The organism is Leptospira saintgironsiae (genome assembly GCF_002811765.1).
GTDB lineage: Bacteria > Spirochaetota > Leptospiria > Leptospirales > Leptospiraceae > Leptospira_B > Leptospira_B saintgironsiae.
Window position 1 is genome coordinate 14,915 of sequence record NZ_NPDR01000004.1, and the last position, 15,457, is coordinate 30,371.

The window sequence follows — 15,457 nt, forward strand, 5'->3', positions numbered from 1 at the left end:
TATTTCTTATTAATAACGGATGACACTTCTCTTTTTTGAGCGTATTCGGCATAGAATCAAGAAAAAAAGAAGAAGGTCCTAAGTTTCCGGAATAAACCCTCTGCGCATTGTATTCTCAGTGATGCTGATCGGTTCTAAAAATTGTTTTATATAATCTGGGCCGCCTGCTTTTGCTCCTACACCTGAAAGTTTATAACCTCCGAATGGTTGTCTATCTACTACTGCTCCAGTGATCCCTCTATTGATATACAAGTTGCCAACTTCAAATTTTTCCTTTGCATATTGTATATTCTTCGGGTTTCTCGAAAAAATCCCGCCTGTGAGAGCATAATCCACGTTATTCGCTATTTTAATTGCATCTTCAAAATTTTTGGCTTTGAATAAGGTAACATAAGGTCCGAAAAATTCTGTTTGTCCTAAGGGAGATGTTGGATCGTCGCTTTCGAAAACAATAGGTTCCACAAAATGGCCTGTGTGTTTTTGATCTTCTTCTATTTTCAATTTGCTTAAAATTTTAGAAGAGAATTGAGAGGCAATTGTATCTAATCTTGTTTTGGATTCTGAATCTATAACCGGTCCAACTTTTACAGAAGGATCTTCTGGTAATCCAGGTTTTAAGGATTGTAGTGCATCTATAAATCTGTTTTTGAATATATCGTATTTAGATTCCAAAAGTATAATTCTTGAAAGTGCACTACACTTCTGTCCCTGGAATCCGAATGCAGATTGTATAGATGCGATCACTGCTTCGTCCAGATCCGCGTCTTCATCCACGATTAGGGCGTTTTTGCCTCCCATTTCGGCAACTACCTTCTTTACGAATTTTAGATTTTGGGAGGCTGCTTCTCGGATCATTCCTAATCCTACTGCTCTGGAACCTGTAAAATTGATCGTATGTATTTCTGGATGTTTTACTAAATAAGCTCCAATCTCTTCTCCTTTTCCTGGTAAAAAATGAAGCGCAGAAGATGGAATACCTGCTTCTATTAATATATTAAAAAGTTTGAATGCAATTGCGGAAGATTGTTCTGCCGGTTTCATGATGACCGGATTTCCAGCGACCAACGGTGCTACTGTCATTCCACATAATATCGCCAAAGGGAAATTCCATGGAGCGACTACTAAGGTGACACCTCTCGGTATATATGTATAAATATTTTCTTCTCCCAATAGGTCTCTTTTTCTGGGTTGGAAAATATATTCTGCTTCTTTTGCATAAAAATCGCAAAAGTCGATTGCTTCTGCGATTTCTGCGTCTATGTCTTTGATTCCTTTTCCTACTTCTAAAGACATCAAAGCGGTAAGTTCTGCTTTTTGGGAGCGTAGAAGGTTTGCTGCCTTTTTTAAAAATCCGATTCGTATATCAGGTTTTGTATTTTTCCATGTTTCAAAAAATTGCACCGAGTCTTTGGTTGCTTCTTCTGCGTCTGTTATGGAAGCGTAATGTATATCTGCGATTTTTTCTGATGTATTTGCTGGATTTAAAGCAGGGACTATTAAGGAAGATTTTTTTGTTTTTCCTGAGATGATGGGGAAAACTTGAATTGGGAATTCTTTTCGGATAGAAACGAATCCTTTATTTAAAATGGATCTTTCTTCTTCTTTTGAAAAGTCTCTTAAGGTTTCATTTTGAAAATCAGGATTATTATGAAAGTTCATTTTGATTTTGAATTCTCCAAATACAATAGTCTTTCTCTATCTTTACTATTCGCATTGATGTTTTTTAAGAAACCTTCGTTGGTAGAATTTTCGAGTAATCTTCTTACCAGATAAGCCATACCGGGGATCACTTCTCCAATAGGAGAATATTCTCTGACAGAAATTCCTAAACTACGAATTGCTTGCTTGTAGGAGTTCCCCATTCCGTATAACATCTGTACTTCAAAAAAGTTTTCTGGGACTGAATATTCTGCTGCTTTAACAAATGCGGAGGAAAGACTCCTTATATTATGGGAACCGAATGCAGGTCTAATATGAGGATAGGATTTTAATAAGAGCGCTGAACATTCTTCGTAATTTCTATCTGTTTCAGACTTTATAAGAAAAACAGGAGGTTCCCATCCTTTTTGGGCAGATTGGGTCATTTCATATTCCCAATAAGCTCCTTTTACCAAACGAACAGTTAGCGGATATTTTCGTTTTTTAGAATATTCTATTACTCTTTGCAGATCTTTCTGAGAAACTTTTAGATATGCTTGGACCACTATCCCGAAATGTGGATAGTCTTGGAACTCTGGCTCTGCAAAGATACGAAATGCAGTGTCCATTATAATATCTTTGGTCTCATACTGCTCCATATCCAAATTGATAAAAATATTTTTGGAAACTGCAGAGCTAAGGATTGGCCTTAACTTCTTCATTAAATGAGTTACAGAAGATTCATGTGCAAGCGGATCCAATTGAGAATATAAAGAGGAACATTTTACCGAAACGTTCCCTGTTGGTTCTCCTGGAAATTGAGAGTCGCGTATTTCTGAAATTTCTTTATCCTTGGAAACTTCTTCCAATAAAAGTAAATACTCAGAGATATAACGTTCTGCTTCTTTTTCAGAAAGTACAGCTTCTCCTAATATATCTATTGTAGAGCAGATCCCATTTTTGTATCTATCTATGATCTTTTTACGATCAGAACCGTAAGTCCTTCCTAAGATAAAAAATTTTGCTGTAAGTCTGATCCCGATCTTAGCGCCTACTGCGACGAATACCGAGCTGAGTGGATTTGATAAAAGTAAGGAAAGAAATAACAGGATCCATTTAGGAAGTTCTGTAGGAGTTTCAACAAAATAGATCCGGATATAACGAGAGATAGAAGAAAGAGAACTAAGGCTCGGGAATAGATCTGCAAATCTAAATGCTTGCAGCTTTAGAAGAGGACGGTTTTCCAAAAATAAAAGACTTTTAGAAAACAATCTATATGTACTAAAAAAACTGTCTTCGAAAGAATCACTTAAACGAAATAATTCCTTTCCTTTTTCCAGGATCTTATCTTGAAGATCCGGTGAAGAAGTAATTATTTTAGGTTCGTTTTCTTCTGTAGCCTTCATTCTATTTTGTTCTGATCCAAGCGGTTTTGCCATGCGAACCTTTCTGAAAAGCTTTTGCATCCACTATTCCCAAACCAAATATTACGAGTTGGAAAAAAGCTTTGCCTTTTGGGCAAATAGACAGTCAAAGTTCGGTAGGCCAGCTAATGAATATCCTAACACATTCTACCATAAATTTTTATAAGGAGCTTCCTGAGATTTCCCAATTTTCTGAAGTTACGAACAGTAAACATTATAGAAAGGTTCCAGATGATTGGATTGTGATCGTTACAGACATAGTAAAATCTACGGAAGCGATTTTAGAAGGTAGATATAAGGATGTGAATATGGCCGGGGGGCTGACCTTGATGGGGATCACAAATCTTCTCAAGGATATGGAGTTTCCTTTTTTCTTTGGGGGGGATGGAGTTACCATCTTGCTTCCCGGCTCTAGATTAAATGAGGTCCGGGACATTCTTGCGGATACAAGAGAATTTGTAAGAGATTACTTTAAGATGGATCTTCGGATAGGATTTGTACCCGTCTCTGATATTTATGAAGCGGGTTACAGTCTTACCATGGCTAAACTTAGGATCTCCAAACATTATACTCAGGCTGTTTTGGGTGGGACCGGTGTAGCTTATGCAGAGATTAAGATAAAAGAACCAAACTCTAAATATCTAACAGATAATTCTTATATTCCAAATATCCGAGCTGATTTTTCAGGTTTTACTTGTAGATGGAAAGATATCCAAAGTCCTAAGGGAGAAATGGTCTCGCTTATCGTTAAGATCAATTCTGATTCCGATTCAGAAGCTGCAAAAACTCTTTCTGGTCTATTATCCATGATCGATTCCTTATACGGTTCTGAAAGGGAATATCATCCACTAAGAGAGGAAAATCTGATCATAGAACATTCTTCTTCCGTTTTGAATAATGAAGCGATAGCATCTTCTAAAGGAAATAGTATATTAAGAAAACTATATCTATGGAAGATTAAATTCGAGACTTTTGGTGCAGAACTTGCGATCCGATGGAATCTTCCTCTAAAAGCGTTTCATTATAAACTAAATAAGTTAAAGAACTATCAGATCATCTCTTCCGATTTTAGGAAGTTTGACGGAACTTTTAAGATGGTATTTGCAACGGATACTATAGATAGAAAAAAATTGGAATCCAGTTTGGCAGAAGCGGAGAAGTCCGGCAAATTACATTTTGGGATCCATATTTCTGATAGAGCATTGATGACTTGTCTATTGCATGCAGGAACAGAAAGAGAAGTTCATTTTATAGATGGGGCAGGCGGTGGTTATGCTTTGGCCGCAACAGTTCTCAAGAAAAAACTGCAGGCTGTAGCAGCATAATCTAAGGGCAGCTATAGCCGCTAGATTGGGTTGCAGTATTCGAATATATTTTTGCAAATTCGGACATACTGACCAAGGTGGAGGAAAGTGTGAGCATATATGTTCCGCTAGCGTCTGCACTATTTCCCCAATCCCTTCCGACTGCTAAAGAATAAGGCCCAGCACTCGGGATAGAAACTGCAATAGTGTCGCTTATATTCTGTCCTCCACATTCTCTGTCGGTTGTAGCTCCGTTGATCAAATTTGTTCCATTTAAGGCGGAGCCAGAAAATAAAGCTAGTCTTACAACCGAGTCACCAGTAACCGAATTCACTGCGATAGTTACAGTGTCCGCTTGGTTTAGGTTTAGACTATATACGTTTTGGCAGTTGATAGAAAGTGAGCAGTGCCAATAATCGGAGCTTGCTTGGTTCGATTGAGGTGTACTGAAAATGATCTGTGAAAAACTAAGATCTACTGCTGCGCCTGGTAGTGATTTAGAAGCGTCGAACGCGATTGGATTTGCTTTATCACATGCAATAATTATGGAAAAGATGACAAAAGAAATGTAAAACCGAGGGACCATCTTCTTTCTCCGTTGCTTAATTATAACAAACAAGATGGAAATTAGTTTCTATAAAATTAAAAAATCCACGGTCAGTAATTTATTTTTCTCCTCCAGAATCATTCTAAATCGATTAGGAGCAGCTAAAAGATGGCAGGCTTTTGCATTCTTTTGTTTCCGGGCTGCAACATTCCAGAGAGTATATTAGGGAATTTTTATATTCTTCCAGAACTTTTATCTTGGATTCTATCTCATTGACCTTTTGTTTGGCAACGTTTTCATAATCGGCACAGTCCCTTCTTCCTTCATCTATCAAAGATAGAAGTTCTTTTATTTCTCGGAGAGTAAATCCTGAACCTTGGGCCTTCGAGATAAAACCCAATTTTTTTAGATCCGATTCGGAATAGATCCTATAATTATTTGTATGTCTATGAGAACGGATCAACCCTTCTTTTTCATAATAGCGGATAGTATCCGTTGAAACTCCTACCTTCTCCGCCAATTGGCCTATTAAAAAATTTCTGTTTTCTTGCATAAAATTTTTGTCCCTGCTATTGACCTTGGACCTAACTCCAACCTGTATATTGGACCTGTTTTCAGTCAGGAGGTTGACTATGTTAACAAAAAAAGAAATGCCTATCGCCTGTAATTTAACAGTATTTACAAGTGAGGAGAGAAGGTCCCATATATTGCGTTCCGAAAAAGTATTGGATCGTGCTAAAGGATTTTTGGAATCGGAAGAAGGATTGGAGCTTTACTTTGATCATTCTTTATTTGCAGAAGAACTAAGGGAATGGTTTTCCAAAGAACAGCAATGTTGTCCTTTTCTGGAATTTAAATTGGAAAAAAATCAGAATGGGCATACGATCAAAATTTCTTCCAGTAAAGATGGGATCGATTTTTTTAGATCCGCCTTTCTAAATCGTAAACAGAAGAATATTATAACTCCGACCAAGCACAAATCATTCGCTAAACTTTCCGTATTGCTTGCTGGGATCTTATGTTTATCTTGTTTAGCACCTTTACTTTTTGGCTGGTTCTCCGCAGAATTTTTAGGAAATCTTTTGGATCTAGAAAGATATATGGTCCCAGTGATTGGGGTTGCAGTTTCAGGTATATGGTTTTGGTTTTCTTTTAAAAAGAATAAAGAATCCCAAAAATCATCCGGCTGCGGATGTTAATCACAACCGAATGATAAACTTGGTTTATTCTTTTTCTAACCAATAATAGAATGCTGGCAGCAATACCAAGGTTAGGATCGTGGAAGAAAAAATTCCTCCGATCACTACTGTGGCCAACGGTTTTTGGACCTCTGCACCTAATCCTGTTCCGAATGCCATAGGAATAAATCCAAAAGAAGCGACGAGTGCGGTCATAACCACAGGGCGAATACGACTGACCGCACCTTCCAATACTGCATCTCTTACGCTAAGTTTGCTTTCTGCTCGGATCCGATCGATCGTGTATAATTTTACGAGCCCATTCAAGACTGCAATCCCAGAGAGTGCGATACATCCTACGAACGCGGATACGCTTAGATCCATCCCTCTTAAGAATAGGAACCATATCCCTCCAGTTAAGGCGAAAGGAACACAGAAGAATACTAATAGCGCCTGTTTGATAGATCTGAGTCCTAAGTATAGAACAGTAAATATCATAAACAATGTAACAGGAACGATCACAGATAATTTTTGTTTTGCCTGGGATAGATTTTCGATCTGTCCTCCCCAGAAAATAGAATATCCATTAGGAATCTGTAATTTAGAAACCTCGGTGATTGCTTCCTTATAAAATCCCTCTAAATCTCTTCCTCTTAAATTCACCGAGACTGCTACGAATCTTCTGGATTTATTTCTGGAGATGGTCATTACCTTCTCTCCTTTTTGGATGGAAGCTAAAAGTCGGATAGGCACAGTTCCTCCGTCTTCGGTTCCTACGTTGATATCTCCAATTTCGGATTCTCTATTTCGGAATTCTTCTGATAGTCTGATCTTGATAGGGAATCTAACTTCTTCTTCATAAAATCCTCCTAGTTCGAATCCGCTCATGGAACTTTCCAGAACTGAGTTAAATAGAGGCAGGGAGATATTATAATATTTGAGCTTGTTGCTATCAGGGATTACATCGATTACATTCGATTTTCTTAATGCCATGATAGGATCCAATTCAACTTCTGCGGCTCCATGGATCTTTTCTAATGTGTTTTTTAATTCTTCCTGTAGTTGTAGTAAAACGTTTAGATCTTTTCCTAAAATTCTTACGCTAATATCAGCTCTACTTCCTTCTAATAGTTCGTTAAATCTGGCCTCTAAAGGTTGGCTTAAGGTCAATTCTGATTCTGGGAATTTTTCCTTTACGGATGTTTCAATCTTATCTAAGAATTTTTCCCATGTATTCTTTTCCAAAAGGTCAGGAAGAATATCTTTTTTAAGAATGATGAATGTATCCGCATTGAATGGACCCATCGGATCATTTGCAACTGAACTTGTGCCTATCCTGGAAAATACACTTTCTACTTCAGGCATTTGCCCAAGGAAAAGTTCTAATTCTTTTTGCTCTTTTAAACTTTCTTCTAATCCTGTGTTTCCATTTCTAACAATTACTAACATCAAATCTCCTTCCGTTAATTTAGGAAGGAATACTGTTCCCATTCTGAAATAGATAAGAAGTGTTACTGCGAAGAATATTAAAGAATATATAATGATCTTGCGAGGTTGCTCTAAGATCTTTGGTAATTTTTCTGCGTACCAATTTACGATCTTGCTATCTTTTTTCTTGCTATGTGCTCCTAGGTTTTTAGGCGCTAAGAAAAAATATAAAAGGGGAGGAAGAAGGAAAACCGCTAAGAATAAACTGAATCCCAATGCGAGAAGTACTGTCTCTGCCATAGGTCGGAACATTCTTCCTGGGATCCCATCCAGAGTGAGGATCGGGACATAGACCAACATAATCACTAAGATCCCGAAAGATACTGGTTTTAAAACTTCCAAGGAAGAATCCAAAATGACTTTTCGTTTTTCTTCTTTGTTTGTGAATTTACCAGTTTCGAATTTAGAGAGAACGTTCTCAGTAATTACGATAGAAGCATCTACTAATAATCCAAAGTCTATTGCACCTAAGCTCATTAAGTTGGCAGAGATCCCGAAAAATCTCATACAAATAGAAGCAAGTAGCATGGAACCGGGAATGATCAGCGCAACTATCAAAGAGGCCCTTAGATTGAATAATATTAGAAAAAGTGTAAGTATTACTAAGATCGCACCTTCTCCCAGATTTTTTAAGACCGTTTTGATTGTGGACTGAATTAAGAAGGATCTTTCTAATAAAATCCTCACTCTTACATTTTCAGGTAAGCTTAGATTAGAAACTGCTTTATGGAGATCTTCGTTTACTCTGTAACTATTTTCTCCTTTTAACATTAATGCTGTGCCTAATACAATTTCTTTTCCGTTAGAGCTTGCTCCTCCTAATCTTGGAGTTCCATGCTCATTCACATCCGCTATATCCGAAACCTTTACTGATGCACCTGTAAGAGTTCTTCTGACTGAAATTGCAGCGATCTCCTTTAGATTTTTTTTAAGTCCATAGGCTCTTACGATGGAAATTTTTCCTGAGTTTTCTATGAACCCGCCGCCGAAACTTTCTCCAATCGTTGAAATATCTCGGACAATTTGATCTATAGAAAGTCCCCAACGTTTCATTCGGTTAGGATCCACATCTATATGGATCTCTTTTTCGTAACCTCCGTTGGAATCCACTTCTACAATTCCAGGGACCATCGCTTTGATTTGAGGACGAACTACGTAATCCTGGACCGTTCTTAAGAATAAAAGTTTTTTCTCTTCAGGAAGTTTATCCAATTCTGAATCTGGAATTGCTTCTACTGAGTAAAAAAAGATCTCTCCAAGACCTGTAGTGTTTGGAACGATCGTCGGGGTCGCACCTGGAGGAAGTTTTTCCTTAGCACTTGCAATCCTTTCGGCTACCATAGCTCTTGCCTGATAGATGTCCGTAGTTTCCTTAAAGATCAGAGAAATATTAGATAAACCAAATTTAGATACGGAACGTACATCTATTAGATTCGGGAGCCCCAAAAGTTCAGTTTCTAAAGGAAAGGTTATCACCTTCTCCACTTGTTCTGGATCCAAGGAGCCAGTGTCAGTTGTGACAATCACCTGCACGTTTGTGATGTCCGGTACGGCATCTATAGGGACTTCGTTTAAAGTATAAAATGAAAATATTAATAAAAATGAAACCAGTCCTACAGATAGGAATGGGTTATTTAGGCTGGTATTCAAAAGTCTGGCTAGCATTGCCCATTACTCCTAAAATATCTTTTTCGTTCGTAATATAAAGTAGGTTCAGAAGACTTTCCAAATGTGAAATTTGGGCGTCCAAAACCGCATGATGTGTTTCGTGTAGCTGGTTTTCCAACTCCAGGTAACTTATAAGTTGAATCCTTCCTCGTTTGAACTCCATGTCTGCGAAGTTCAGATCCCTATCGATCCGATCCAGTTGGGTAAGATCATATAGTTTCAGATTCATTTTGGATTGTTCGTATTCCAGAAATGCCTGGTTGAAGGAAGTATGTATTAAATTTTCTTGATATATTAGCCTATCTTGCTTGGACTTCATATTGGTCTCTGCTGAGGCTACTTTGTTTTGGAATTGGTCCCAAACTGGAATCCTGAACTTCAATCCAAAATCGTAAAACCTGTTGGCGACCCCGGATTTATCTTCTCCGATCTGACTAGTGATAGAATAATCAGGATATTTCTCTAAGTTTGCCAATCTGAGTTCTGTTCGAGCCTTATCCAATTCTCCTTTTGCGGCAAGGATTGTGGGGTTTTGGGAAACCGCTCTTTTTTCCAAATCTTTGCGATCGAATTTTACTCCGGATCTAAAATAAGGGATTTTTAGATTTGGAACGAATTCTTGCCTTAAATACAAGTTTAAGGATTCGTAATCCTTTGCAGCTCCTAGTTCGAGATCATTAAAATGTTTTCTTAGGGCCAAAATTTTGGTTTCTATGATGAACAAATCTGTTTTTGCCTGAGGAGTAAAGAACGGTCTTGCCTTGATATAACTTTCGATCAAGGAAAGTCTTTTAAGTCTTTCTTTTACATGGTTCTTCTTATCTGCCGCTACCAAGTAACGATATGCAAATTTGATCGAGCTCAGTCGGATCGAATTGAAGGCTTCAATTTGTTGGACTTCCTTGATCTTGGAATCATTATCTACCAAAAGTTGTTTGAGTTCCTTCCTTCCCGGAAAATAAACTGGCTGCTCTATTTGGAGGGCATATTCAGCTCCTGATTCGTCGGCCGCCTTTCTTTGACCGTAATCAATATAAACAGAAGGGTTCTGGGTCCTACCTTCCTGCCTTCTTTTATAAAAAAGGCTTTCTAAGTCGGAATGGATCGCGGTGAGTAATGGAGAATTTTTCTCCGCGATTGACATGATGGAATTTAAGTCTAATTCTTTTGCTGTATCATTCTCCGACGCTTGGGCAGGGAGAAGCGACATCCAAAAAAAAGATAAAAATACGAGTATATAATAAAAACGCACAATAACCTCACATTATAAAAACAGAAAATTATAATGTGAGATCTAAATCAAAATTCTGATAAAAGAAAGGTGAGTAATAGTTTCCGAGCTGGAAAGTTTTTGGAATTCTATCTGGAAAGGATAGAAGGATGAGATATGGGCTAAATCTTCTAAACCTATTCTAAAATGTTCAATAACTTGAACAGGAAAGGATAGAATGGAGCGGGAATCTTCTATTTCTTTTTTAATAGAAACAAGATCCCAATCGCATACAGGTCCGCTATCTCTGTTTTGATCTTGGTGGCAGGGAGAAGATTCCGAGACACTTGCTTCAATTTCGCAAAAAGGACCGCAATTAAATGCAGGTACGAGAATAGAAAGTAAGGCGCAAGCCACCAGAACTTTCAATGATCTCGATTTCATTCTTCCAGAGTAACAGTCGGCTCAATAAAGTAAATTGAAAAAACTACCGGCCGACCTTGCGTTTTGTCGTAGTTTTCTTAACTGCACGTTTGACTGATTTTTTGCGGGCAGCTTTTTTCTTCGCAACTGCCTTCTTAGTGGAGGAAGAGACTTTTGATTTTGTGACCTTCTTCTTTGGAACGGTTTTCTTTTTTAAAGAAGCGGCTTTGTTTGCTTCTGCTAAAGATTTTCTGAACCAGAATACAAGGTCTTCATCATCTTCTAAAATTTCTTCTGGGACTTCCCAATAAGAAACTCTGACAAGTTTGCCGTCCTTTCCCGCATAAGTAAAGGGAGCCATTCCTGCGGTTTCATATTCTGCTTGGTTGGATTGTCCTACTCTGAAATATAAACGGTCTTTGATGACCATTGCAAAGATTTGAGATCCGGAATAGACTCCGAAACCTCCGAACATATTTTTATAAGATAATGGACCGCAGGCTTTTAATCTGTCTTGGACATGTGTAAGAAAAGAACTCATAGGCCAGAGATTGTCTCTAAATACAATAAATTGACAAGAAAAAAATTCGTAACTTTTAGAGGACTGCTTTTAATTTATCCAATACTTGTCCATTCTTCTCTAATGTTCCGAAAGAAAGGACTTGAGTAGGACAATTTACCACGCAGGCTGAACATCTGACACATTGAACACTGTCCATTGGTCTTCCCTTATTGGCGTAATTCATTACATCAATTCCTTGGTGACAAACTGATGTGCAAATATTACAAGAGATACATTTTTTTTTCTCGGAGAAGATCCGGAACTTACTGAACTTAGCGTAGATATGCATAAGTGCAGAAAGTGGACAGAACATTCTGCACCATATCCTGCCGGAGAACATAAAATATGCTCCGACTCCTACAACTCCACCTAGGCCTAGGTCCACAATCAAATCATAATATACTTTGACTGAGTCGGCGCCAAATTCTAAGGGCCAGAAAAATTGTCCTGAACTTCCTACTAATTTTGCAATAGTGAGAATCGCGGCAATGAGTAAGATCCATTGGCCCGAATGTTCTAGTTTATATGCCAATTTTCCATGAGGCATTCTGTTTCTATATTCATCACCTAGGGTTTCTGCCAAACCACCGCAGGAACAGATCCATCCACAATATGCACCTTTCCCATACTTATATACAATAAATGGGATTAGTCCGAAACTCATTAGAAATCCATAAATTAACCAGAAGGTAGTGATCCCTCCGTCGTATAATACTCCCATATTCAATGGCCAGGCCAAGATGAATCCATAAGCTTTCCAATAGGCACCATCAGGAAACACCTGAGTAAGTAAAAACCCATTAGAAGGTCCTAATAATCCTTTGTCTCCCAAGAAAGGAAGAATGATCTCTGGCAATAGGAATAGAGGAAAGATCTGAATTAAGATTAGAGTAATTGTTTGTAATTTTATATATTGTGTTGGTCTTACCTGGATTCTTCTGATCCCGAAGAATAGTATGGTTGTGGAATATAAAACTGTATAATGAAAACTAGGATATTTCCCGAATAAATAAAATCCTATATATTTTGCACTTAAATATACGAAGGAGAAATAAAGTGCTGCAGAAAGTAGATAAAGATTTTTGAATGTTCTCCATCTCCAAGAAAAGAATGTCTCTTTGGAAAGTAAAAATCTGCTGGAAGAGAGAGCAAATACTATCCCAGAAGCTAATGCTGCCCAGGAATACCAAAAGGCAGCATAAAAAGATGCTTTTCCAAAATATAAAAATAATGCAAAGGAAAATAAGGAAACAAATCCAAGTACTTCTTTGGAATTGAATGAGTTTTTAATCTTTATTCCTAATTTTTTGAGAAAGGAGAGCGGCGCCTCTGAGCCGATCAATACTAAGGAAGAATCTATTTTTTCCTTTCTTGTTTTGTTTCCTTGTTTCAGTAGAACTTGTTTAGATTCGAATTTTTCTGGATTAGAATTTGGTAAAAATTGGATCTTATTTTCTTGGATTGCTTTTTGGAATTTAAGTTTATTCTCTTCTTTTGGTCTAGAAATTTCAGATTCTCTATAAGATAAAGTGACGGAAGAAGAAATATCAACCAAGGATAATGCAGCTTCTATTGCGCTGTCTCCTCCTCCTATGACCAATGTATTTTGTCCCTGAAAGTCTTGAGGATCAATCAGTCTATGGAAAACATTTTCTTGGTCTTCTCCAGTAATTCCTAGGCGTCTGCTATCTCCTGATTTTCCGATTGCGAGTAGGACATAAGAAGAATTGAATTTTTTCCCAGACTCTGTTTGGATCTCAAATCCAGACTCGGAATCTTTGGAAGGAAGAATGGACTCTACCTTCTCCCCATTTAAAATTGGAAGTTTATGCTTTTTTAATACTGATTCCAAGGAATCTAAAAGATCTTCCTTGGTTGTATCTTTGATCTGAATGGGGGAATCCACTTCCAGTTCGGAAGGTTCTGCAAAGATAGGTTTTCCTTTGGGATAACTTGTGACCGTATGAAATGGTTGGTTTGCCTCTAGGATAAGAAAGTCGAGTCCGTTCTTCTTTGCTTCAATACCCGCTGCAATGCCCGAAGGCCCAGCACCAACGATCAAAACATCTAAGATTCCTTTTGTTCTCTTTTTAGGTTTTTGAAGAATATTACGGATCGCTGAAACACCGCTTTGCACAGAATATTTTAAAAGAGGAACACCAGTCAGATCTCCTGAGATATAAATTCCTGGGATTGAACTCTCGAATTCTGAATTTGTTTCAGGATATTTTTCGGCATCGCCTTGCGGGGCGTTATTATTCAACCAATCAAAATATTTAGGAACGAATGATAATAGGCTCATAACTATTACAGATATTAGAAATCGGCTTGCCCGCTCTGATCTAAAAAGAAAACTCCTGTTGGATGGATTTTTTGCAAGGACTCAATACAAAAAACCGGCTTTTCTTTTTTATCATCGCATTGCTAGGCTTCGTTGGATTTTGCATTTCCTTAGGAAGGGTGGCAGTAGACCCGAAACTTGCTGATTTCTTTTATAACTCTGATTCTCTTTTTTTCTCTGTAATTTACCAGGAACTTTTTCTAAAACCCGGAGCAAACTTTTTAAATTCTTTGAATGGTTTTGGTTGGACTCCTGCCTTATATTTTTTCCCTGATTTAGTGCAGTATTTTGCACTTAGGACCATTTTGTTATCAATGGAGAATGGTGGCTGGGAACTGACCCATTTATCTTATTCCGCATTCCAATGGATCTTACTTTTGTTCGGAATTATATTTCTTTTGCAGATATTGACGAAAGAAAAAATTTCTTATGAAAAATTGAGTTTAGTTTTAAGTTTTGGATTTTTGATCGGAATCATATTAATATTATCTAAACAAGATCTATTTGTATTTTTGCCAGGGTTTCATGGGGGAAATTTGGCGGTTCTATGTTGGGCATGGGGATTTTTCTATCAATGGGAAGGGAGTAACTCTAAGAAAAGTTTTATTCTGGTCGCTGTCGCCGTGTTTTTATTCTCTTTAAGCGATCTACTTTTTATTCCTTACTTCCTGATCCCTTCTCTGGGTTTGCATGTTTTAGATTGGTTGCTTAGGGAAAGATCCGTTCACAAGATCCAGAAAATCGCATACATATATTTTCCAGTGTTTTTAGGCATTGTAACTTCTCGGATTGTTTTTCAAATTTTACGCAAAAACCATTTTGTATTTTTTCCGGGGACTGCTACACCCCAAAAGATAGGGGAGGCGATATCTTCTTGGAAATGGGAAAGTTTCTTTCATTCTTTCTCTTATTTGTTTAAAGAAAATTGGATCTATCTTATTCTGATCATTTTGTTTTTTAGTGTTTTAAAGTTCTTACCCAAAAAAGAAGAAGGAGTGTCAAATAAGCCAGTTTATCTTTTCTTAATTCTTGGGATCGTTGTTCCTTTTGTTTTTTTGGTATATGGATTTATATTTGGATTAACTGGAAGGTTAGGTATCCAGGGAATAGATAGATATTTTGGAGAAATTCTTCTTGGGTTTTTAGGAATTGGAACCATTTGTATTTTAAGAGTTTCGGATATTTCAATTGCGAAATTCGTGTTGGGAGTTTTATTTTTTCTCGGGGTTCTTTTTGGGATTTATTCTTCTTATTCTAAAGGTTTAGGGTTAATACATCATCCTACAAAGGTTGCATGTTTGGATGAGCTTGCAGACAAGCAGCATTGGAAAAGAGGAATTGCAAGCTTTTGGTATGTAAGGCCCATGAGGATCTTTTCTAAAAAAGGTTTAGAGCCTGACGATTATCTTTACGATCTAATGTTATTCTATTGGCAGAATAATTTAAACTGGTTTGAAAGAGAAAATCCACCTTATACTTTTGCGATTATAGATGGTGTCGACGAAAAGATTGTGAGGCAGAAATTAGGAGAACCAATTTCTATTTCTTATTGTGATAAGATACCCATTTATACATTTGCAAATTCTGATAAAAGTTTTGAGTTTGTGAAAGAAAATCGAGGCAAGATAGATATCTGGAAGTTTTCCACTTCCAGATATTAAGATTTTCTAATTT

General features: G+C 37.4%; 12 protein-coding genes. 3 read left to right on the plus strand and 9 right to left on the minus strand.

Annotation, left to right across the window (positions count from 1 at the left end; genetic code table 11):
• Positions 1–78: 78 nt before the first annotated feature.
• Entirely contained in the window at positions 79–1,659 is a 1,581-nt protein-coding gene (locus tag CH362_RS10245; protein ID WP_100710270.1) for an aldehyde dehydrogenase family protein, read from the minus strand.
• Positions 1,656–3,077: a proline dehydrogenase family protein gene (locus CH362_RS10250; protein WP_244280546.1), complete on the minus strand. Its 1,422-nt coding sequence runs from the start codon at positions 3,075–3,077 to the stop codon at positions 1,656–1,658. The genes CH362_RS10245 and CH362_RS10250 overlap by 4 nt, the downstream gene beginning before the upstream one ends.
• Positions 3,078–3,190: 113 nt before the next feature.
• On the opposite strand from CH362_RS10250, the gene CH362_RS10255 reads away from it, so the two are divergent.
• Positions 3,191–4,387: a DUF3095 domain-containing protein gene (locus tag CH362_RS10255; RefSeq protein WP_100710271.1), complete on the plus strand. Its 1,197-nt coding sequence runs from the start codon at positions 3,191–3,193 to the stop codon at positions 4,385–4,387.
• Between the two features lies 1 nt (position 4,388).
• Here CH362_RS10255 and CH362_RS10260 read toward each other — a convergent pair whose 3' ends face one another.
• On the minus strand, positions 4,389–4,952 hold the full coding sequence (locus tag CH362_RS10260; RefSeq protein ID WP_244280547.1) for a hypothetical protein: 564 nt from the start codon (positions 4,950–4,952) through the stop codon (positions 4,389–4,391).
• Positions 4,953–5,064: 112 nt separating this feature from the next.
• Positions 5,065–5,466 carry a MerR family transcriptional regulator gene (locus CH362_RS10265; protein ID WP_100710272.1) on the minus strand — a complete coding sequence of 134 codons (402 nt, stop codon included), beginning with the start codon at positions 5,464–5,466 and terminating at the stop codon, positions 5,065–5,067.
• A gap of 79 nt (positions 5,467–5,545) precedes the next feature.
• Here CH362_RS10265 and CH362_RS10270 point away from each other — a divergent pair, with 79 nt between their 5' ends.
• The gene (locus CH362_RS10270; RefSeq protein WP_100710273.1) at positions 5,546–6,112 is read left to right on the plus strand and encodes a hypothetical protein; all 567 of its coding nucleotides are present in this window, start codon (positions 5,546–5,548) and stop codon (positions 6,110–6,112) included.
• Between the two features lie 24 nt (positions 6,113–6,136).
• On the opposite strand, the gene CH362_RS10275 is transcribed toward CH362_RS10270, so the two are convergent.
• The 5 genes from CH362_RS10275 to CH362_RS10295 form a co-directional block, all read right to left on the minus strand.
• Positions 6,137–9,244: an efflux RND transporter permease subunit gene (locus CH362_RS10275; protein ID WP_100710274.1), complete on the minus strand. Its 3,108-nt coding sequence runs from the start codon at positions 9,242–9,244 to the stop codon at positions 6,137–6,139.
• On the minus strand, positions 9,210–10,457 hold the full coding sequence (locus CH362_RS10280; protein WP_100710601.1) for a TolC family protein: 1,248 nt from the start codon (positions 10,455–10,457) through the stop codon (positions 9,210–9,212). Before CH362_RS10280 ends, CH362_RS10275 begins: the two co-directional genes overlap by 35 nt.
• 84 nt (positions 10,458–10,541) lie before the next feature.
• Positions 10,542–10,901: a hypothetical protein gene (locus tag CH362_RS10285; RefSeq protein ID WP_244280548.1), complete on the minus strand. Its 360-nt coding sequence runs from the start codon at positions 10,899–10,901 to the stop codon at positions 10,542–10,544.
• A 43-nt stretch (positions 10,902–10,944) separates the two neighbouring features.
• Entirely contained in the window at positions 10,945–11,421 is a 477-nt protein-coding gene (locus tag CH362_RS10290) for a TfoX/Sxy family protein (RefSeq protein WP_100710275.1), read from the minus strand.
• 55 nt (positions 11,422–11,476) lie between these two features.
• The gene (locus tag CH362_RS10295; RefSeq protein WP_100710276.1) at positions 11,477–13,744 is read right to left on the minus strand and encodes an NAD(P)-binding domain-containing protein; all 2,268 of its coding nucleotides are present in this window, start codon (positions 13,742–13,744) and stop codon (positions 11,477–11,479) included.
• A 158-nt stretch (positions 13,745–13,902) separates the two neighbouring features.
• On the opposite strand from CH362_RS10295, the gene CH362_RS10300 reads away from it, so the two are divergent.
• Positions 13,903–15,444 carry a hypothetical protein gene (locus tag CH362_RS10300; RefSeq protein WP_244280549.1) on the plus strand — a complete coding sequence of 514 codons (1,542 nt, stop codon included), beginning with the start codon at positions 13,903–13,905 and terminating at the stop codon, positions 15,442–15,444.
• The last annotated feature ends 13 nt before the right edge of the window (positions 15,445–15,457 follow it).

Bases quoted from the DNA above. Each gene is read 5' to 3' on its own strand.
- CH362_RS10245 (WP_100710270.1), bottom strand. From the start codon at position 1,659: ATGAACTTTCATAATAATCCTGATTTTCAAAATGAAACCTTAAGAGAC.
- CH362_RS10250 (WP_244280546.1), bottom strand. From the start codon at position 3,077: ATGGCAAAACCGCTTGGATCAGAACAAAATAGAATGAAGGCTACAGAA.
- CH362_RS10255 (WP_100710271.1), top strand. From the start codon at position 3,191: ATGAATATCCTAACACATTCTACCATAAATTTTTATAAGGAGCTTCCT.
- CH362_RS10260 (WP_244280547.1), bottom strand. From the start codon at position 4,952: ATGGTCCCTCGGTTTTACATTTCTTTTGTCATCTTTTCCATAATTATT.
- CH362_RS10265 (WP_100710272.1), bottom strand. From the start codon at position 5,466: ATGCAAGAAAACAGAAATTTTTTAATAGGCCAATTGGCGGAGAAGGTA.
- CH362_RS10270 (WP_100710273.1), top strand. From the start codon at position 5,546: ATGTTAACAAAAAAAGAAATGCCTATCGCCTGTAATTTAACAGTATTT.
- CH362_RS10275 (WP_100710274.1), bottom strand. From the start codon at position 9,244: ATGCTAGCCAGACTTTTGAATACCAGCCTAAATAACCCATTCCTATCT.
- CH362_RS10280 (WP_100710601.1), bottom strand. From the start codon at position 10,457: ATGTCGCTTCTCCCTGCCCAAGCGTCGGAGAATGATACAGCAAAAGAA.
- CH362_RS10285 (WP_244280548.1), bottom strand. From the start codon at position 10,901: ATGAAATCGAGATCATTGAAAGTTCTGGTGGCTTGCGCCTTACTTTCT.
- CH362_RS10290 (WP_100710275.1), bottom strand. From the start codon at position 11,421: ATGAGTTCTTTTCTTACACATGTCCAAGACAGATTAAAAGCCTGCGGT.
- CH362_RS10295 (WP_100710276.1), bottom strand. From the start codon at position 13,744: ATGAGCCTATTATCATTCGTTCCTAAATATTTTGATTGGTTGAATAAT.